The following is a 19,636-nucleotide window of genomic DNA, read 5'->3' as shown; positions in this document are numbered from 1 at the left end:
CGAAAGCAGAAGATCCGCGGATGTCTCATAAAGTGATGGGCCGCATAGAAGTCAGGATGGAATCTCCTACTACCTGAAGGAGAAACGTCATGATTGAAGCTAACCCGCAGCCAACTGTGCCCGTCGTTGTCACCTCGCCGCCGGAGGTGACGACGCAGGCGAAGGGGCAAGAGAGCCTCAGCGCAGACTTTACCGGTGCTGCACGCCGTGAGGGACCGAGCGACGATGCCCACGTCGAACTCGGCAACCCTCCGATTGAACCGGATTACGGGCATGGGCGGCTGCCTGACGGCGGGCCTAGCAATTTTCCGGGGTTGGACTTCGTCGGTACTCAGGCCTTAGGCCGTGTGATCGCTCCAACAGATGAAGGACCCGACGACCATTGGGAGGATGGCACGCCACGCGATGTGGAGTCGCTGACCCGGCGTGGGCGTTCCCCCGCGCCGCCGCCTTGGGGGCGACTTTCGAATAGCTCGCAAGTCCAGCGGGCTACCAGCACTCGGGCCTCGCCGGTTGTGGGCGATGATCGCTTGTGGGACGGTGAATTCTCTGGAAGAGAAAACAGGCATTGGTATTCGGCGGGCTCGCCATCTCCCCAGGTCCATACCGTGTTTGAAGTGCGCGCCAATGTGCCGGCGAAAGTTCAAATTACGACCGACCAGAGCTTCACGTCGCGCCAACTGATGAATCGGCAGGATCCCGCGGGCTATTCACGCTATGCCGCGACAGATGTCGGCGAGGTTCGTGGGAAGCGCCTTCCGACGCAGGCTTGCACCACCGTCGCGGGTGCTGCAACCGCCGGACCGGCTGACGATCCGTTCATAACATATGTCAGAGAAAAGCTCTTGCCAGACTGGTCAAGCGCGGCCAAAGAGGATGGCGACACCGCATGCGACGCATTCTATGCGTCGACGGTACAGCGTTCCCTCGATTCTGCCGAAAAGCAGATCTATGAGACTTATCAGAACGGCTTCGTCTCGATGCTGGGGGAGTTGCCTCACGAGTACAGACTGAAGGCTCTCACGCGGCTTCTTGCGCAAGAGAAGGGTGACGCCAAGGCGGCCGTCAAGAAGCATCTGGCAACGGTGAAGGAGGTAATTCCCGACAATGACAAAGAAGCGTTGGCCGAAATTCTGAGTGGCCACGGCATAAAGGGTTGATCTCCGGCTGCCCGAACCATCGGTTCAGGACTCACGTGTGCGACGTCGCATTTATGTCGACGTCGCGCTGTCTCGCGAAATGCCGACAACTCTAACGATGCGAATCGTGACTCACCCGCGCCCGAGCCTCACGAAGTTCGCGGGGATCGCGTTCCTTGCCGATGGCGGCCGGTGGCAGGTCGCTGTCGAGACACTCGACCAGATGGGCGTTGAGCACCGCAGCAAGTCCCTCGCCGCCACGCCGCATCACGTAATTGTGGTTCCAGCGGAACAGCGGTCGGGCCAGCGGTGCGAGCTTGTTCATCCACTCCCGCCGGGTGTGGACGTCCCACGCATAGCGAACTACGGTAATCGCACCGTCCCCTTCCGTCTCGAAGCGCCATACGCCCGTGCCTTCAGCCTCGCCTGTCGCGACGCTGCGCACTTCGCGCATCGGATCGATGTGCGTAATGCGGGTCTCGAAGGTCAGCGTGTAGGGCAGCGCCCCATGCCACTTCAGCGCGCGTACGGCACCGACGCCGTCGGCACCGCCCGGATCGAGCGTGCGCACCTCCCGCACGCAGGGCCACCAGCGGGCCCAGTGGTCGACATCCCGTAGCGTGTCCCAGACTTCGTTCAGCGGCGCAGTGAGCCGCCACAAGGTGAGGAAGTGATAGTCGTTCATGGCCGTTCCCGGTCGTGGAGAGAGGGGGTCCTCATGCCGCGATGCCCCCTGTCGAGAGGGGGGATTTTCAGTATAGGCGGCATCCCGGCAACCGTCGGAAGGCGCGTTTCGATCATGGAACCCGGGCGGCCGACGTGCCGATCCAGCATCCATGAGGCCTCCCGGGCTGTCACGAATTCATCACATTGCCTCCATAGAATCCCGGAGTGAAAACGTTTTCGTAAACGTTTACATTTGCGTAAAATCCGTCAACTTCAAAATTCGACGGTCAAGACTAAGAGGAGCGGGGTGTGGCTGATATTCGGGATGTGGCGCAGCGTGCAGGGTGTTCGATCGCGACGGTGTCGCGCGCGCTCAATTCGCCGCAACTGGTGCGTCCCGAGACGCTCGCCAGAGTGCAGGCGGCCGCCGCCGAACTCAAATTCCGTCCCAACGCGCTCGGCCGCCAGCTGCGCGGCGAGCGCACCGGCTTGATCGGTGTGATGCTGCCCACCCTCGGCAACCCGGTGTTCGCCGATTGCCTCGAAGGCATCGAAGCCGCCATCGACGGCACGGGCCGTCGCCTGTTGCTCGTCACCACCCAGTACGACCCGGAACGCGAACGCAACGCCATCGAAACCCTGCTGCAACAGCGGGTCGACGGCTTGCTGCTTACGCTCGCCGATGCAGAACACAGCGCGCTCGTCGACGATCTCGCGGCCGAGGGTGTGGCGTGCCAGCTCGTCTACAACGATGCCCCCGAGCGTCCTTGCGTGTCCGTGGACAACCGCGCGGCCGCAGCCCAGGGCGTGGCCATGCTGATCGAAGCCGGGCACCGCGACATCGTGATGGTGACGGGCGCGCTGCACGCATCGGACCGCGCCAAGCGTCGTTATCTCGGTTATGGCGACGCCATGCAGGCCGCCGGCCTCACGCCGCTGCCGGCGTTCGAAATCGACTTCAACAGCGGGGCGCGCGGTGAGCGGGTGCGCGAGTGGCTGGCGCAGCGCGAGCGCGACGGCGCACGCCCCACGGCACTGTTCTGCTCCAACGATCTGCTCGCGCTCGGTGTCATGCGCGCGCTGCGCGAAGCCGGTCTGCGCGTGCCGGACGACATCTCCGTGCTCGGCTTCGACGGCCTCGCCGTGGGCGAACTGCTTTCGCCGACGCTCGCGACCGTCGTGCAACCCAGCGTGGAGATCGGCCGTCACGCAGCGCAGCGTCTGCTCGCTCAGATCGACGGACGTGTCGGTGGCGCTGGCGTGACGGCATCGCACGATCCCGCGCTCAGCCACGCGCTGATCCTGCCGCACGAGATTCGCCGCGGCGGCACAGTGTCGGCCCCGCCGGGCAAACGGACATGACGACGGGCACATACGGTTTAGAAGCAAACGCAGCACCCCAGTACTAGCAAGCAAGAAAGTGGCCGATGACCGACTCCGTCAAGAGAGTGCGGCGTTGGCCAAGGCAATCAGGCATCCGGCCGCAAGGCCTGAACTCAACGGTAGAGAACGTAACCTGCGGCGGCACATGCGTGCCGCCGACGCTCAGACTTTCAGGAGCCCAGAAATGAAGCTTTGGATCACCCGCGCCGCTCGCACGCTGGCGTTGTTCACCTTGCTCGGCGCTGGCGCCGCGCATGCTCAGCAGACGGCGATCTGCTACAACTGCCCGCCGGAATGGGCGGACTGGGCCGGTCAGGTCAAGTCGATTGCGCAAGACACCGGCATTCGTGTGCCGCTGGACAACAAGAACTCGGGTCAAGCTGTCGCACAGCTGATCGCTGAGCAAAAGGCGCCGGTCGCCGACATCGTCTATCTGGGCATCACGTCGGCTATCGAAGCTGCGAAGAAGGGCCTGCTCGCCCCGTACAAGCCGGCGAACTGGGATCAGGTGCCGGCAAACCTGAAGGATCCGAACGGCATGTGGACGACGATCCACTCGGGCACGGTCGGTTTCTTCGTGAACCGCGACGCGCTGGAAGGCAAGCCGGTGCCGCGTTCGTGGGCCGACCTGCTCAAGCCGGAATACAAGGGCATGGTGGGTTATCTGGACCCGAGCAGCGCCTTCGCCGGCTACGCAGCCGCGATTGCCGCCAACCAGGCGCTCGGCGGTTCGATGGACAACTTCGGTCCGGCGATCGGCTTCTTCCAGAAGCTCAAGGCCAACGCACCGATCGTGCCGAAGCAAACCGCGTACGCCCGCGTGCTCTCGGGTGAAATCCCCATCCTGATCGACTTCGATTTCAACGCTTACCGCGCCATTTACAAGGACCGCGCGAACGTGCAGTTCGTGATTCCGATGGAAGGTTCGGTGTCGCTGCCGTACGTGATCGCGCTCGTGAAGAACGCGCCGCACGCCGACAACGGCAAGAAGGTGATCGACTACACGCTGTCGGACAAGGGCCAGGCCCACTGGGCGCAAGCATTCCTGCGCCCGGTCCGTGCCAGCACCATGCCGGCCGACGTCGCAGCGAAATTCCTGCCCGCTTCCGACTATGCCCGCGTGAAGCCGGTCGATCTGCAAAAGTTGGCCGCACAGCAGGACGCGTTCGGTCAGCAGTATCTGAAGAACGTGCGCTAAGTCCTCGCGACTGAACGCACGGTAATGTCCAACGAGGAAGAGGAGCAAAGCAAGCGATGCGTGACCTGACTCTGCCGCGCGGCTGGCGCGTGGCACTTCTGCTACCGGCACTGGCGGTCTTTCTGGCGTTCTGGCTTTTGCCGATGGCCGCACTTGTGCAGGTAAGCGGCGACGGTCACGCGTTCGAGACCTATCGCGCCATTCTCACCAATGCGCGTTATCTCGATAGCCTGTGGCAAACCGTGGTGCTGTCGGCCTTGGTCACCCTGGCTACTCTGGCGTTGTCGCTTGTGGCGGGCCTCTTCCTCACCCGTCATGACTTTCCGGGCAAATCGGCACTCGTGTCGATGTTGACCCTGCCGCTGGCGTTCCCCGGCGTGGTGGTCGGCTTCATGGTCATCATGCTGGCGGGACGCCAAGGCCTGATCGGCGATCTGACGTCGAAACTCTTCGGCGCCAAGGTCGTGTTCGCATACTCGCTCACCGGCCTGTTTCTCGGCTACCTGTACTTCTCGATTCCGCGCGTGATTCTGGCCGTGATGGCCGCTGCGGAGTCGCTCGATCATTCGCTCACGGAAGCGGCGTCCTCGCTGGGCGCAGGACCCTTCGCGATTGCCCGCGACGTGACGCTGCCCGCGCTCGCGCCCGCGCTGATCGCCTCGGGCGCGATGTGCTTCGCGACCTCGGTCGGCGCGTTCGGCACGGCCTTTACGCTCGCCACCGACATCGACGTGCTGCCGATGACCATCTACACCGAGTTCACGCTCAACGCCAATGTGGCGACGGCGGCGGCGCTCTCGGTGATTCTCGGCATCGTTACGTGGGCCGTGCTGATGCTCGCCCGCAATTTCACTGGGCAGGCTGTCGCCGCCGGAGGTTGATCCGCATGCTCAAGAAAACCCTTTTCACGCTGCAACTGCTGCTCACGCTGCTGATGTGCGCGTTCCTGCTGATTCCGGTCGGGATGTCGATTCTCGCCGGGCTGTCGGTGAACTATTTCCGTGGTCCGTCGGCTGGCCTCACGTTCAAGTGGGTGATTCAGGTCTGGCAGGACTATCACGACGCGATTCTGAATTCGCTTTACGTCGGTGCTGCGACGCTGGTGCTGGTTGCGCTGCTTGGCGTGCCCGCCGGTTACGTGCTCGCCCGCTGGCAGAGCCGTTTCGCGCGCTGGATCGAAGAACTGCTGACGTTGCCCATCGCACTGCCGGGGCTGGCGAGCGCGCTGGCGCTCATCAGCGTGTACGGCGGCATGCGCGGCTTTCGCGAAAGCCTCGCGTTCATCGTCGTGGGGCACGTGATCTTTACGCTGCCGTTCATGGTGCGTGCGGTGGCGGCGGCCTGCGCCGACTCGCGCATCAAGATGATGGAAGAGGGCGCGGCCAGTCTCGGCGCGAGCTTCCTGCGACGCTTCATGACGGTGGTGCTGCCGAATATTCGCGGCGAAATCGTGGCGGCGGCGCTGATCGTCTTGACGCTCTCGCTCGGCGAATTCAACCTCACGTGGATGCTGCATACGCCCGACACCAAGACGCTCCCGGTGGGGCTGGCCGACGCCTACGCGTCGCTGCGTCTGGAGATCGGCAGCGCATACACGGCGGTGTTCTTCGTGCTGATCGTGCCGCTGCTCATCGTCATGCAAATGACGGCCCAACGGGCAAAAGTTCGCAATTCACGCGGGCGCACCTGATTACGGATATGACGATGAAACTGACTTCCATCCCCATTCATCTCGAACGCTGTGCCAAGACGTTTCACGGCAACACCGTCCTGCAGCCGCTCGATCTGACGATCGGTGCGGGCGAGACGCTGGTGCTGCTCGGCCCGTCGGGATGCGGCAAGACCACGACCCTGCGCATGATCGCCGGGCTTGAGCGCCCCGATGCTGGCGGACGCGTTCGCTTCGGCGACGAAGACGTCACGCGCCTGCCGATTGAAAAGCGTCGCGTCGGCATGGTCTTTCAGAATTACGCCCTGTTCCCGAACTTCACCGTGCGCGGCAATGTAGCGTACGGCCTCAAGTTGCGCGGTCTGCCTTCGGCGCAGATCGACAAGCGTGTGGACGAGTTGCTTGATCTGGTGCATCTCACGCCCTACGCAGACCGCGCGATCGCACAGCTCTCCGGCGGTCAGAAGCAGCGCGTCGCACTGGCGCGTGCGCTCGCGCCGGAACCGCGTGTGTTGCTGCTCGACGAACCGCTCACTGCCCTCGACGCCAAGCTGCGCGAGACGGTACGCGCCGACATGGACCGTCTGCTGCGCGGGCTGGGGGTGACGACGGTGTACGTCACCCACGATCAGGACGAAGCGATGGCGCTCGGCGACCGCATCGTCGTGATGAGCGCGGGGCGTATCGAGCAGATCGGCGCGCCGCGCGACATCTATTACCAACCGGCGTCGCGTCACGTGGCGAACTTCGTCGGCACGCTCAATCGTCTGGCCGGTGTGTGGCGTGACGGGCACTTCCATCTGGAAGGCGGTCGCGTCGAATGCCCGAATGTGCGCGCCGATGTCGAGGAGCTGTATTTCCGCCCCGAGGACGCCATCGTCGTGCCCGCCGGCGAGGCCTCGCTGACCGGGCAGATCGAAGAGGTGCAGTTCCTCGGCGACCGTACGCGTTTGACGCTCAGCGGCGTGTCCACGGCCGGTGCGGTGCTTGTCGAAGTTTCCAGCCGTCGCGAGTGCCGCGTCGGCGATAAGGTGGGCCTGTCGCTGCCCGCCGCCCATGTCTTTTCGCTTCACGGATAAACCGCTCATGCTGTTCGCGCAAATCAGCGACCTTCACATCAAACGCCCCGGCAAGCTGGCCTATCGTCGCGTCGATACCGCCGCTTATCTCGAGCGTTGCGTGGCACGTCTCAATACGCTTACGCCGCGTCCCGACTTCGTCGTGCTCACGGGCGATCTCGTCGACTTCGGCGCGCGTGAGGAATACGAACATCTGCGTCGCTTGCTCACGCCGCTGGAAATCCCGTACTACCTCGTCATCGGTAATCATGACGGCCGCGACGCGCTGCGTGAAGTGTTCCCCGAGCACACATACCTCGGCAAGCCGGGCGACTTCGTGCAATACACGGCGATGTTCGGGCCGCTGCGACTCGTCGCACTCGATACGCAGGATCCGCCCAACGGCGGCGGGAAGTTGTGCGACGAGCGTCTGCAATGGCTCGAAGCGACGCTCGCCAGCGATACGCAAACGCCGACGGTCGTCGCCATGCACCATCCGCCGTTCGCGTGCGGTATCGAACACATGGACATTCAGGCGCTCGACGCTGCCGATGCGGCGAAGCTGGCCGCCATCGTGCGTCAGTTCGACAACGTGGAGCGTGTGATTTGCGGCCACGTGCATCGTCCGATTCATACGCGCTTTGCAGGCACCGTGGCGAGCGTGTGTCCGTCGCCTGCGCATCAGGTTGCGCTCGATCTGCGCGAGGGTGGACCGTCCGCGTGGGTGCTCGATCCGCCAGCGTTCCAGTTGCATCGATTCACGCCGCAGACGGGTCTCGTCTCGCATCTCGCCTTCGTGGACGATGCGGGTGGTTCGCACCCGTTCTATGACGCGGCGGGTAAGTTGATCGACTGAGCGGTCTCGGCGTTAAACGGTCGTCATGCAAAAAGGCTCCCTCGGGAGCCTTTTGCGTTGCTGGTGCGGCGAGTTGCAGTGAATTGCTGAGAAGGATTGCAGCGGAGGATTACAGCAAGTGATCCAGCGCGTCCGGGCCGAAGACTTCGCGGCGCATGCGTCCGGCGGACACACCGGCGTCGCGCAGAGCGCGCCATTGCGTCTGCATGAAGGCGGACGGGCCGCACATCAGGTAGTCGGCGTCCGCAGGCAGCGAGAGACGCGAGAGGTCCATGCGTCCGGCATGCGTGTAATCGACGTCTGCGCGGTCCGTGCTCAACGGCGCTTCGAGGAACGTGACGGTTTGCAGATTCGGCAACTGCGTCTTCGCGAAGGCCAGATGGCGGCGCAGCGCGACGTGCGAGCCATTGCGACCGGCGTGGGCGAACAGCACTTTGCGATGTGATCCCTTGGCGGCCAGTGCAGCGACCATCGACATCATCGGCGTGATCCCCACACCGGCGCTGAGCAGCACGAGCGGACGGGCGGAGTCTTGCGGCAGCGTGAACTCGCCGTAGGCCGGACCGACCAGAATGCGGTCGCCTGCCTTGATGTTCGCGTGCAACCAGTTCGAAACCATCCCCTCGGGCTTCGACGCATTGGCTTCTTCGCGCTTGACGGTGATGCGCCAGTGCGGGGCATCGGGGGCGTCGGAGAGGCTGTACTGACGACGTTGTTGCAGGCCGTCCGGCAGCGTGACGGCGACGCTCACGTACTGGCCCGGTGCGAACTCGCCCGGCGAGCCGCCTTCCGGCGTGCGCAGGTAGTACGACACGACGTGCTCGGTCTCGCGGTCGACGTCGGCCACGATCAGCTCGCGCAGTGCGCCCAGCGGGGCACGCGATTGCTCGGACAGTCGCGCTTCTGCCGCGATCAGTTCGCCCGCGAGCAGCCAGTAGGCTTCGTCCCAGGCGGCGATGAGTTCAGGCGTCGCAGCGTCGCCCAGCACGGCCTTGATGGCCCCGAGCAGGTAACGTCCGACGATCGGGTAGTGCGCGGGCGTAATGCCGACAGAGACGTGCTTGTGAACGATGCGCTCAAGCACCGGGGCGAGGGCCGCCGCATTGTCGATGTTCGCCGCGTAAGCGAAGACGGCCGAGGCGAGCGACTGCTGTTGCGCACCGCTTGCCTGATTGCCCATGTTGAACAGATTACGCAGCTCAGGATGGGCTTCGAACATGCTCGCGTAGAAGTGGCGCGTGATCGCAAGACCGTGTTCGCGCAGGACCGGAACGCTTGCGTCGATGTAGGGGCGGGATGCGGCGGAAAGCATGGCAAGACTCCTGAATTTATAAGATGCAAATTAAATGCATCTTTTTGGTCGCACTTGTGGGTGTTTCATCTAAGCCGTGGACGCTCACTGTCTGGGGCATCCACGGTGCGGCATTCGGTCGCCGGTCCCCGGGGCTCACATCACGAACAACTGGAACAACTCGACAACAACTTTCTGGGGGCCGGCGGAGTGATTATAAGATGCAAATTAAATACATGTTATAGGGCTGCGGCGGAATGTCGCAACGGATCGGCGGGTGCATTGTGCTGGGAGGGCAGCTGTCGGCCAAGGCGAGGCTTGCGGCGGTGCTCGACGATCTGCACTGCGCGCTTGCGTGTCTGAACGATGAAGAAGAAGCCTGCGCGCACGAAGCGAACCCGCTCGGATGAAAGCGCAGTGAGCGCCGTGTTGCCCGCGTTGTTAGGCCGGGTCGGATCGCCGCCGTAGCGTAATGCCGTGTTGAGCATGTAGTCGGCGTAGATGGCGTCTCGCGGGTGGTGTGTTGTCGCGGCAAGGAAGTGCATGAGCGAGTTGCCTTCGTACACGGGCGTATTGCAGTCGGGATGAAAGGCGAGCAGCACTTCGGCTGCACCACAAAAGCCGTGGGACGCCAGCCATATCACAGGCAGCGCACCGTCTGCATGTTGTTGGGTCAGATCCATGCCGCGTTGTTGCAGCAACGCCGCCAGCGCAAACAGCGTCTCGTGCGCCAGCAAGGGGTCTTGACCGGCATCGCACAACCGCTTCGCTTCGCGCATCATGGCGGCGCTCGCGGCAGGCACGTTGTTCGTCGCCTCGCTGCCGGAGACCGTGTCCGGGTTGGCAATGACGTGCAGGGCGCGCTCGCGTGCCTGCTTCACCATCTTCTGCGTCAATCGCAGGTAGCTCACGAGACTGTCCGGCAAGAGCGAGACGGGGGTGACGCCCGCGTCGTTGGCCCGATCCGGATCGCCGCCGTAACGCAGGGCGAGGATGAACAGAAAGTAGGCAGAGAACGAGTAGGGCCGCAACCGTGTGGTGGCCGCGAGCTGATGCATGAGCGTGTTGCCCTCACGACCGATTTCGGCGGTGTTGCAGGCGGCACCCAGCGAGAGCAGGACGTCGGCCGCCGCGCAGTAGCCATTGAAAGCCAGTAGCACGACGGGCGGCGAACCCGTGAGGGCGGGCTGGGTGAAGTCGGCACCGTGCGACAGGAGCATCTTTCCCAGACGAAAGAGCGAATCGTGTGCCACGAGCAGGTCACGACCGTTCAGATACAGACGCTCGGCTTCGGCGGCCATCGCCGTGGCGATGAGCGGCACGCCGTTCGCTGTGGCCTGATTCACGTCTGCACCGAGGTCCAGCAGCGACGGCAGCCATTCCACGGCGACGTGACCGCACAAGTGCGACAGCGGCAGGTGAACGTCTCCCGCGACCTCGGACACCGGCACGTTGTTGGTCTTGTCGCGACCGCACGCAATTAGCACGCGCAGCGCACTGGAGACGGTCGACGACGGGAGTGTGGGGAATTCGTTGGCCATGAGGGCGTCCACGAACACCGTGGGGTAGGCGGACGGCTCCGCAGCGTACCGGAGCCAGAGTTGCAGGCCCATGTCGCTTAGCAACAGATCGGCGTCATCCGGCTCAAGGTCGTCGCGCGCCGACCGGCTAACGAAGACACCGGCATTTTCGAGATCGCTGAGTGTTCTGTGCTGCACTGGTGTGCAAAACAGGGTGGCCATCGAGAAGACGAGCTTTTTGGGATTGTCCGGTCGTGCCAACGAACAACTGTCGTGGAGTTCACGGCCGGCGGTTGTCGTCGGGCTCATCAGGATGTCCCACACTTCGCGCGACGTACAACGCGTCTCGCGTCGCGCGCGCAGGAGGGCTTCGAGCGTGAGGCCGTCCGGTAAGGCAGCGTTGTTGCTCTCGGAACCGAGATGCGCGGCTGGCGATATCGACTGGGGGGGGATTGAGGGTATGGGCATGGCGGGCGAGTGGGTCAGCTAAGGGCTCTGATGCGACGGAACGCGGCCGTGCGGACAGTCGTGAGGAATGCATCGTCGATTTGCGGGCTGAGCGAAATCGGTTCAGGCAACCATGATCGAGCCGTGTGTCCCGCCGCGTTCGGCACGTCCAGATTGCCGCCGTAGCGCAGAGCGAGGATCAGGACGTAATGGGCGAGCTTGGCGTTTTCACTATGCGTTGGGGCGTCGCGCATGTGAACGGCCTGGGCCAGGTGATGCATCAGCGTGTTCCCATGACGGTCGGCTGCATGGGGACTGGCGCCGTTCACGAGCAACGCTTCGGCCGCGCCGCACAGTCCGTGAAACGCGAGCAGCGCGACGGAGGGCACGCCGCGCGCGTTCGGTTGCGACAGATCGGCACCGTGCCGTTTGAGAAGTCCGGCGAGCTGCAACAGCGAGCGATGTGCACACATGAAGCTCTGTCCCGCGTTGTGCAGCCGGATCGCTTCGGCACGCATGGCATTCACAATCAGCGGTACCCCGCGTTGACTCATTTGATGCGGGCAGCCGCCGAGTTCGAGCACGCGGCGCAACCAGTGCGGCGCGACCTGGCTGCACAGATGGGAGAGGGGGTTGACGGGGGCGAGGTCGGACGGATTCGACGGCGTGGCGGCGGTACGATCGCGCCCGCAAGCGATGAGAATCCGCAGAATCTTTGCGATACGTGTTCTGTCGTGCATCGACGTCGCACCGTAGATGTCTGAGCCGTCGAATACCTTGAGGTAAGCCGTCGGCGTCGCAGCGTATTGCAGCCAGAGAAGCAGTCCTTCGTTGCTGCGTAGCAGGGCGCCGTCTTCAGGGCGCAGATAACCGGCACGCGCCGGAATGAGAAAGACGCCTGCGTCCGTGAGCCGGTCGACCGTGCGCTCCGATTCGGGCATGGTCAGCAGCGTCACCATTTCGAGAAACAGCGGACCGTTCGGCGATGCGGCTTCGCACGCACCGCGCAATTCGCGCCCCGCACAGCTTTGCGGGTCGACGAGCATGTTCCAGATGTCCTGCGTCCGATACAGCGACCCGCGTCGCACGTCGAGCAGATCCATCAACGAGGTGGCGGACAAATGCCGTCCTTCGGGTTGCGGATGGGAGGCGGCGATGTCGTCGCTCGGGCTGTGGGTGTACGTGCTGTGCGCACTGGTGGTGATGGGTGGGGTACCGGGCATGGTCGTGGGCGCGTGGCGTGGAGAAGCCGCATCGTCGCGCACACGCCGCGCGCGGGTTTTGGTATTCGCCCCGCCAGGTTTTCCATGACGGACATGCCGACGCGGGGCGACTGCCGCACTACAATGCGGTATTCATGAATCATTGCCACGCATTTGTATGACGGAGAAAAACATTCCAGACGCCGCGTCCGCCGAGAACCCGTTGCAGACGCAGGACAACGAGGCCGTGATCGCCGCGACGCGCCACTGGCTCACGCGCGCCGTGATCGGCCTGAACCTTTGCCCGTTCGCGAAGGCGGTGCACGTCAAGGATCAGATCCGGTATGTCGTGAGTGCCGCGCGCGATATGGAAGGTGCGCTGCTCGATCTGGAGAGGGAGTTGCAGTGGCTGTCGCAGGCCGACCCACAGGCCGTCGATACGACGTTGCTGATCGTGCCGGAGGCGTTGCTCGACTTCCACGAGTACAACGACGCACTGTTCTTTGCCGAGCGCATGCTCAAGCAGTTGCAGCTCGAAGGCGAACTACAGATCGCGAGTTTCCATCCGGACTATCAGTTCGAAGGCACCGATCCGGACGACGCCGAGAATTTCACGAACCGTTCGCCGTATCCGATTCTGCATTTGCTACGCGAAGCGAGCATCGACCGTGCGGTGGAAGCGTTCCCGGAAGCCGAAACGATCTACGAGCGTAACGAAGCGCTGATGCGCAAGATGGGCGTCGCGGGATACCACGAGTGGATGGCGCAACCGGCCGAAGACGAAGATGGCGCGAACGACAACGTCATTGATGACGATGAGGTGGGCAAAGCGGGGAAGTGATGAGGGGCGTCGGGGAGAGTGAGGATTCGATGTCTCTCTCCGGCACTAACGAACGCCAAAAAACAAAAAAGCCGCGCGACATAATCGGGCGGCTTTTCTGTTGACTGCTGAGTACTTCGTCTTGCTTGCATCACCAGGGACTGAGTAAGTCGCTGGTGCCGGAGAGAGGAATCGAACCCCCGACCTTCTCATTACGAATGAGCTGCTCTACCGACTGAGCTACTCCGGCGCTGCGAAGAAGTGAGATATTAGCAGACTTTACGGATTTGTCACTACTTTTTTCGAAGATTTTTTGCTGTGACTGCGTCAGTCACGCGTAAATCATTGAAATTTCAGAAATCCTGCGCTTCCGTCGCCGCGAAAAAATTTTCACGACATCGCATCGTCTTCGCGACGACGAAACCGCGTCCTCACGTCGCTTACTTCTTGTCGGCTTCGTGGTGATAACCGGTCACACGTTCGACTTCGTTCTTCGAGCCGAGGAACACCGCAACGCGCTCGTGCAGCTTCTGCGGTTGAATGTCGAGAATGCGCTGTGTGCCGTTCGTGGCCGCACCGCCTGCCTGCTCCACGAGGAAGCTCATCGGGTTCGCTTCGTACATGATGCGCAGCTTGCCCGGCTTGTCCGGGTCGCGCTTGTCGGCCGGGTACATGAACACACCGCCGCGCGTCAGAATGCGATGCACGTCCGCCACCATCGACGCGATCCAGCGCATGTTGAAGTCCTTGCCGCGCACGCCTTCCTTGCCTTGCAGCAACTCGCCGATGTAACGCTGCACCGGCGGATACCAGTGGCGCTCGTTCGACATGTTGATCGCGAATTCCTTCGTGTCTTCCGGAATGCGCATGCCTTCCTGCGTCAGCACCCACGACCCCATCTCGCGATCGAGCGTGAAGCAGTTCACACCGTGGCCCGTCGTGAGCACCAGCACCGTTTGCGGACCGTACACCGCATAACCGGCCGCGACTTGCTGCGTGCCCGGTTGCAGGAAATCCTTCTCGGTCGGGTCCGTCACGCCCTCGGGGCAACGCAGCACCGAGAAGATCGTGCCGATCGACACGTTGACGTCGATGTTCGACGAACCGTCGAGCGGGTCGAACATCAGCAGATATTCGCCCTGCGGATAGCGATTCGGAATGTGGAAGACGTCTTCCATCTCTTCCGAGGCCATGGCCGCCAGGTGGCCGCCCCATTCGTTGGCTTCGAGCATGATCTCGTTGGAAATCACGTCGAGCTTCTTCTGGACTTCGCCCTGCACGTTCTCGCTTCCTGCGCTGCCCAGCACGCCACCCAGCGCGCCCTTGGACACGGCGTGGCTGATGGACTTGCACGCACGTGCGACGACTTCGATCAGCAAACGAAGCTCGGCGGGAATGTTGTTGAATTCCCGCTGCTGTTCGATCAGATATTGGGTAAGGGTCTTGCGCCGCATGTGGGCCTCCGGAAAAGCGAAAAAGCGTGGATATCGAGATGCCCGCAATTTTACTCGTAAAGCGACACTGCCCCCGCGAAAAATCCTTGGGGGCAGTGCAGTATCGGCATCGTCCGACGAACGATTCGGATTTCTCCGACGCGTTCGCGGCGCGCGAAATCAGTCGAGACCGTCGAACAGCGCGTCGTCCGGACCGATGTGCGACGGCGAGCGCCAGGCGGCGTCGCGCATGCTGTGCTGGACTTGCTTGTCCACGCCGAGCAGGATCGCGAAGATCGCCATGCGCACCGGAATACCGTTGTCCGTCTGACGGAAGATCGCCAGACGCGGATCGTGATTCAGATCCGTCGACAGATCGTTGGCACCCGGGCGGCTGTCGCGCGGCAGCGGGTGCATGATGATCGTGCGGCTATCGCAATACTGGTTGATCAGCGCTTCGTTGATCTGGAAGTCCGGCGTGTAGCCTTCGATGGCCTCGTCGGCAAAGCGCTCTTTCTGGATGCGCGTCGCGTAGACCACGTCCGCACCGGCCAGATCGGCGAGCGAATTGCTCTGCACGATGACGTGGCCGTTCTGCGAGATCTGGTCGAGAATGTACGTCGGCATTTCCAGCGACGGCGGCGAGATCAGCGTGAACTTCAGGCCGCGATACAGCGCGAGCAGTTTGATGAGCGAGTGCACCGTGCGACCGTAGCGCAGGTCGCCGACCATCGCCACGTGCGCGCCGTCGACCAGCTTGCCCAGACGCGAGAACTCGCGGCCGATGGTGTACAGATCGAGAATCGCCTGACTCGGGTGTTCGCCCGGGCCGTCGCCGCCGTTGATGACGGGGATGTTCGTGGCGCGTGCGAATTCGGCGACCGAACCCTTTTCCGGGTGACGCACGACGAGCGCGTCGACGTAACCGCTCATGACACGGCTCGTGTCGTAGATCGATTCGCCCTTGGCCATCGAGGAGAACGTGAAGCCGGTCGTGTCGCACACCGAGCCGCCGAGGCGGCAGAAGGCGGAGCCGAAGCTCACGCGGGTGCGGGTACTGGCTTCGAAGAACAGGTTGCCCAGCACAGCACCTTCGAGCACGCGCGAGATCTTCTGGCGGCGCGCGATCGGTTGCATGATGTCGGCAACGTGGAACAATTCTTCGAGCGAATCGCGCGAGAACTGGTCGACGGAGATCAGATGCGGCTTGCCGTCGAGGCCCATGCGTTCGCGCAGCGGCTTGTGTGCGCTTTGCGTAGATTCCGCAGAGGGCGCTTCGCGACCGAGAATTTCACCGACGAATTTCTCCACGATGCTCGGCATCGTGCGATATTCGCTGGAATCTTCGGGCAGCAGCCACGTGTCGAGGGCGCGCCGACGAACGCCGATGCGCTCGGCGAAGGTGTCGCGGGTCATGTTCAGGCGACGCATCGCGTCGCGCAGGAAAGTCTGCTGTGCACTCATGGTCGGGTCGGCAGGAATGTGTACGCGATGCGTATAATAGGCGTCGATTCGTTGTTTGTCCAGCAAAAGACGTGCCCCTCGCGGGGCCGCGCCAGCCGGGCGTTTCCGGCATTTCCGGTGTATTGCCGTACGGGTATGGAAAACCTTCTCCGCAAGCTTGACCTCACTTCTTTGCGTCTTTTCGTGGCCGTCTGCCAGGAGCGGAGCATGGCGCGTGCCGCCGAGCGCGAATTCATCGCGCCTTCGGCCATCAGCCGTCGCATTGCCGACATCGAAGCCATCGTGGGACTCCCGCTTATTCAGCGTCACCAGCGCGGCATCACCGTCACGCCGGTGGGCGAGACCGTGCGCCGTTACGCCGAACGTATTCTAGGCACGATCGAATCGCTGGGCGCCGAGCTGTCCCAATTTCACGAAGGGGCGCGCGGCAGCGTGCGCATTGCGGCCAATCTCTCGGCCATCGTGCAGTTCCTGCCGGAAGACCTGGCGGCGTTCGGGCGCGTCTTTTCGGCGGTGGACGTCGAACTCGACGAACAGCACAGCAACGAGGTGCTGCAACGCGTGGCCGAACGCGCGGTGGACGTGGGCATTTGCAACGCCGTCGAAGGCATCGAGGCGTTCACGATGGTGCCGTACCGCCGCGACCGGCTCGCCATGATTCTGCCGGCGGGGCACCCGCTCGCAGCGCGCACCGGTGAGATCCCGTTTTCCGCGTGTGCCGGAGAGACGCTGGTGGGGCTTCAGGGCAACAGCGCGCTCACGCAGATGCTGCGACAGCAGGCGAGTGCGGCGGGCGAGTCGTTGCGTATCAAGATTCGCGTCTCCAGTCTCGATGCCCTGTGTCGCATGGCGCACGCCGGACTCGGCATCGCCATCGCCCCCGAGCAGGTGGGGCAGTTGTACGTCGGCAAGCTGGATGTGGTGGTGCGCCCGCTCACGGACGAGTGGGCGCATCGCCAGCTCTGGCTGGTCTTCCCGTCGCGCGAGCAATTGAGTGCGACGGCGTCGGCCGTGGTGAATTTCCTCGCACAAGGGCAGGGCGGGGCCTCCGCCTGAGCGCGCATCAGCGGTAGCGAACCCGAACCCGAGCGCAATCGCGCCATATTCGGTCATATCAGGCCATAGCGCGCCAAGGCGCACCGAACCGCACACGGCTGATCCCCTTCGTCATCGGTCACGCCCGCCTTGCCGAAGCGGCACGGCAGGGCGACGACACGGCCGCTATGCTGTCTTCCGGAGGTATTTGCCGCATGGAAGACATCATTCGTTTCGACGGCCGCGTGCTGTTTCTGTCCGACGACCCGGCCATCGTGCGCCGCCAGTTGTCCGGCGAGTCCGTCTCGCGCGCCGAGGCCGGCGCGCTGCGCGACAACGTTTCAACGGACGAAATCACACCCGTCACCGTCATGCTGACGTACGACGAGCGACTCGGACGCTATCCGTACGTCGGTTTCAAAGCGGGAAACGAGATGCCCGTGGGCGAGCACGAGGTGCGTCGCGGCGGCTTTCAGGTCACCGTCGCAGGCAAGCGCTACGGCAAAGGGTCGTCGCGCGAGTCGAGCCCGTTGGCGGAGTTGTCGGCGGGCATCCGGCTGATCGTCGCCGAGAGCTTCGAGCGTATCTATCAGCAGAACTGCGACAACATCGGCATTCTGACGACGACCGACTTCGGCGTACTCGATCGCATTCTCGCGGGCGAAGCCATTCCGATCACCGAGTTCCTCAAGGGGCGCGACGCCCTCACGCAGCAGATCATCCGCAGCGGCGGTTTGCTCGCCTACAGCAAGTTCGCGGAGTGGCCTGCGCCGCTCGCGCATGACGACGCAGCGAAGACACCCACTCAGCCGCCGCGCACGCTCGTCGAGAAGATCATGGCGCGCCGCCTGCATCCGGCCACGCCGGGCGCCGAGCATGGCGACGGTGTGTTCGTGCGCGTCGATTGGCGTTTCTCGCACGACTACTTCACGGGAATGTGTGCGCATCTGATGCATCGCGCGTTCGGTGAGCCGGCGGCGCTGTACGATCCGGCGCGCATCATCGCGTTTCAGGACCATCTGGTGCTCGCGGAGCAGAGCTTCCCGCACGTCTCGCAAGGGCTGTTGCCCGGTGTCGCGAATCTGACGAGCGGTCATCGCGAGTTCGTCGCGCGCTACCCGGTGCTGGCGCACGGGCAACTGGCCGACGACGGTGAACACGGTGCCGACGGCATCTGTCACGCCCTCATGGCCGAGCGCTACGCGTTGCCCGGCCAGATTGTCATCGGCACCGACTCGCACACGCCGCACGCGGGTGCGCTCGGCTGCCTCGCGTTCGGTGCGGGCGCGACAGACATTGCGAATAGCTGGGTGACGGGCTACGTGCGCTGCAAGGTGCCGCAGACATTGCGTATCGAGATTGACGGCGATCTCGCGCCCGGCGTGACGGCCAAGGACGTCGTCCTTCATCTGCTGCGCCTCGACGCGATCCGAAGCGGCGGTGCGATCGGCCTCGTCTTCGAATATGCGGGCAGCGCCGTGCAGGCCATGTCGGTCGACGAGCGCGCCACGCTCACCAATATGGTGGCCGAGCTGGGCGGCTTTACCGGCATCGTCGCACCGGATGAGAAAACGGTGGCGTTCCTCAAGGAGCGGCGGGGCATCGACTTCGCGCTCGAACCGTGGATGACGAGCGACGCCGGCGCGAGTTATCGCGACGTGATCCGCATCGACGCCACCTCGCTCACACCGATGCTCGCGCGTCCCGGCGATCCGGGCAACGGCGTGGCGCTCGCCGAGCTGGACGCCCCCGTCGCCATCGACATCGCCTACGGCGGCTCCTGCACCGCAGGCAAGCGCGACGACTTCGACGCCTATCACGACGTGCTCGCGTGGGGCGTCGCCCACGGCCTGCGCGTTGCACAGGGGCGTTCGTTGTTCCTGCAATTCGGCACGATGGACGTGCGCGCCTACTGCGAAGCGCGAGGCTATCTGAAGACGTTCGAAGACGCCGGTGTGACGCTCATCATGCCCGGCTGCGGCGCATGCGCGAACTGTGGCCCGGGGCAATCGACGTCTGCCGACCAGGTCACCATCAGCGCGATCAACCGCAACTTCCCGGGACGCTCGGGACCGGGCAGCGTGTGGCTCGCGAGTCCTTACACGGTTGCGGCGAGTGCGCTGGCGGGGCGCATCGTCAGCTTCGACGAATTGAAAGCGACGGCGTTGCAGTAACGCGCGTCGCGACGGTTTCGCTGTGTGCGACGCATGCTGCTGCGCATCGACGATTCGACACGATGTGCTGCGCAACGTCGCACCAGAAAGATGCCGTGCTGTTGTTGGTGAACATCGCAATTTTTCGTAGTACGTGGCAAAGGTGACTGGCGCGGTGTCATTCGTGGCACAATTTCGGCCTCGCGCCTGTCGATTCATGGTGTATCCGATGTCCGAAGAGACGTCGGACTGTGAGCAGTTCGGCCATGACCGAACGGGCCCGGAGACGATTTTCATGCCAT

At 63.4% G+C, this 19,636-nt stretch carries 16 protein-coding genes and 1 tRNA gene; 10 read left to right on the top strand and 7 right to left on the bottom strand.

From position 1 onward, the window contains the following. The first annotated feature begins 89 nt into the window (after positions 1 to 89). Positions 90 to 1,160 carry a hypothetical protein gene (locus PAQ31011_RS17640; RefSeq protein ID WP_150577051.1) on the top strand — a complete coding sequence of 357 codons (1,071 nt, stop codon included), beginning with the start codon at positions 90 to 92 and terminating at the stop codon, positions 1,158 to 1,160. Positions 1,161 to 1,251: 91 nt separating this feature from the next. Here PAQ31011_RS17640 and PAQ31011_RS17635 read toward each other — a convergent pair whose 3' ends face one another. Continuing rightward, entirely contained in the window at positions 1,252 to 1,824 is a 573-nt protein-coding gene (locus PAQ31011_RS17635) for an SRPBCC family protein (RefSeq protein ID WP_150577050.1), read from the bottom strand. Positions 1,825 to 2,114: 290 nt separating this feature from the next. Between PAQ31011_RS17635 and PAQ31011_RS17630 the strand changes: the two genes are divergently transcribed. The 6 genes from PAQ31011_RS17630 (at position 2,115) to PAQ31011_RS17605 (ending at position 7,969) form a co-directional block, all read left to right on the top strand. Further along, positions 2,115 to 3,167 carry a LacI family DNA-binding transcriptional regulator gene (locus tag PAQ31011_RS17630; RefSeq protein WP_150577049.1) on the top strand — a complete coding sequence of 351 codons (1,053 nt, stop codon included), beginning with the start codon at positions 2,115 to 2,117 and terminating at the stop codon, positions 3,165 to 3,167. 205 nt (positions 3,168 to 3,372) lie between these two features. Next, positions 3,373 to 4,386 carry an extracellular solute-binding protein gene (locus PAQ31011_RS17625; protein ID WP_150577048.1) on the top strand — a complete coding sequence of 338 codons (1,014 nt, stop codon included), beginning with the start codon at positions 3,373 to 3,375 and terminating at the stop codon, positions 4,384 to 4,386. A gap of 56 nt (positions 4,387 to 4,442) precedes the next feature. Further along, complete coding sequence (locus PAQ31011_RS17620; RefSeq protein ID WP_150577047.1) at positions 4,443 to 5,267, top strand: ABC transporter permease; 825 nt, start codon at positions 4,443 to 4,445, stop codon at positions 5,265 to 5,267. Positions 5,268 to 5,272: 5 nt separating this feature from the next. Next, positions 5,273 to 6,076: an ABC transporter permease gene (locus PAQ31011_RS17615; RefSeq protein ID WP_150577046.1), complete on the top strand. Its 804-nt coding sequence runs from the start codon at positions 5,273 to 5,275 to the stop codon at positions 6,074 to 6,076. Positions 6,077 to 6,090: 14 nt separating this feature from the next. After that, the gene (locus PAQ31011_RS17610) at positions 6,091 to 7,134 is read left to right on the top strand and encodes an ABC transporter ATP-binding protein (protein ID WP_150577045.1); all 1,044 of its coding nucleotides are present in this window, start codon (positions 6,091 to 6,093) and stop codon (positions 7,132 to 7,134) included. A 7-nt stretch (positions 7,135 to 7,141) separates the two neighbouring features. Next, on the top strand, positions 7,142 to 7,969 hold the full coding sequence (locus PAQ31011_RS17605; protein ID WP_150577044.1) for a phosphodiesterase: 828 nt from the start codon (positions 7,142 to 7,144) through the stop codon (positions 7,967 to 7,969). Positions 7,970 to 8,078: 109 nt separating this feature from the next. Here PAQ31011_RS17605 and PAQ31011_RS17600 read toward each other — a convergent pair whose 3' ends face one another. The 3 genes from PAQ31011_RS17600 to PAQ31011_RS17590 form a co-directional block, all read right to left on the bottom strand. Continuing rightward, positions 8,079 to 9,281: a globin domain-containing protein gene (locus PAQ31011_RS17600; RefSeq protein ID WP_150577043.1), complete on the bottom strand. Its 1,203-nt coding sequence runs from the start codon at positions 9,279 to 9,281 to the stop codon at positions 8,079 to 8,081. A gap of 218 nt (positions 9,282 to 9,499) precedes the next feature. Continuing rightward, positions 9,500 to 11,248: an ankyrin repeat domain-containing protein gene (locus tag PAQ31011_RS17595; protein WP_150577042.1), complete on the bottom strand. Its 1,749-nt coding sequence runs from the start codon at positions 11,246 to 11,248 to the stop codon at positions 9,500 to 9,502. Positions 11,249 to 11,262: 14 nt separating this feature from the next. After that, positions 11,263 to 12,450, bottom strand: a complete 1,188-nt coding sequence (locus tag PAQ31011_RS17590; RefSeq protein ID WP_150577041.1) for an ankyrin repeat domain-containing protein — start codon at positions 12,448 to 12,450, stop codon at positions 11,263 to 11,265. A 157-nt stretch (positions 12,451 to 12,607) separates the two neighbouring features. On the opposite strand from PAQ31011_RS17590, the gene PAQ31011_RS17585 reads away from it, so the two are divergent. Next, complete coding sequence (locus tag PAQ31011_RS17585; RefSeq protein WP_150577040.1) at positions 12,608 to 13,270, top strand: DUF1415 domain-containing protein; 663 nt, start codon at positions 12,608 to 12,610, stop codon at positions 13,268 to 13,270. A 153-nt stretch (positions 13,271 to 13,423) separates the two neighbouring features. On the opposite strand, the gene PAQ31011_RS17580 is transcribed toward PAQ31011_RS17585, so the two are convergent. The 3 genes from PAQ31011_RS17580 to PAQ31011_RS17570 all read right to left on the bottom strand — a co-directional run bounded on the left by PAQ31011_RS17580 (position 13,424) and on the right by PAQ31011_RS17570 (position 16,146). Next, a tRNA-Thr gene (locus PAQ31011_RS17580) sits at positions 13,424 to 13,499 on the bottom strand. A gap of 190 nt (positions 13,500 to 13,689) precedes the next feature. Continuing rightward, complete coding sequence (locus PAQ31011_RS17575) at positions 13,690 to 14,703, bottom strand: class 1 fructose-bisphosphatase (protein WP_039397012.1); 1,014 nt, start codon at positions 14,701 to 14,703, stop codon at positions 13,690 to 13,692. A 159-nt stretch (positions 14,704 to 14,862) separates the two neighbouring features. Next, positions 14,863 to 16,146, bottom strand: coding sequence for an aspartate carbamoyltransferase (locus PAQ31011_RS17570; RefSeq protein WP_039402605.1), 1,284 nt, complete (start codon positions 16,144 to 16,146; stop codon positions 14,863 to 14,865). Positions 16,147 to 16,281: 135 nt separating this feature from the next. Here PAQ31011_RS17570 and PAQ31011_RS17565 point away from each other — a divergent pair, with 135 nt between their 5' ends. Further along, entirely contained in the window at positions 16,282 to 17,202 is a 921-nt protein-coding gene (locus PAQ31011_RS17565) for a LysR substrate-binding domain-containing protein (protein WP_150577039.1), read from the top strand. A gap of 194 nt (positions 17,203 to 17,396) precedes the next feature. Then, complete coding sequence (locus tag PAQ31011_RS17560; RefSeq protein ID WP_150577038.1) at positions 17,397 to 19,355, top strand: aconitase family protein; 1,959 nt, start codon at positions 17,397 to 17,399, stop codon at positions 19,353 to 19,355. Positions 19,356 to 19,636: the final 281 nt, after the last annotated feature.

The organism is Pandoraea aquatica (assembly GCF_902459565.1).
Lineage (GTDB): Bacteria > Pseudomonadota > Gammaproteobacteria > Burkholderiales > Burkholderiaceae > Pandoraea > Pandoraea aquatica.
Note: the sequence above shows the minus strand (reverse complement) of the source record. Positions and strands in the feature narration are given on the sequence as shown.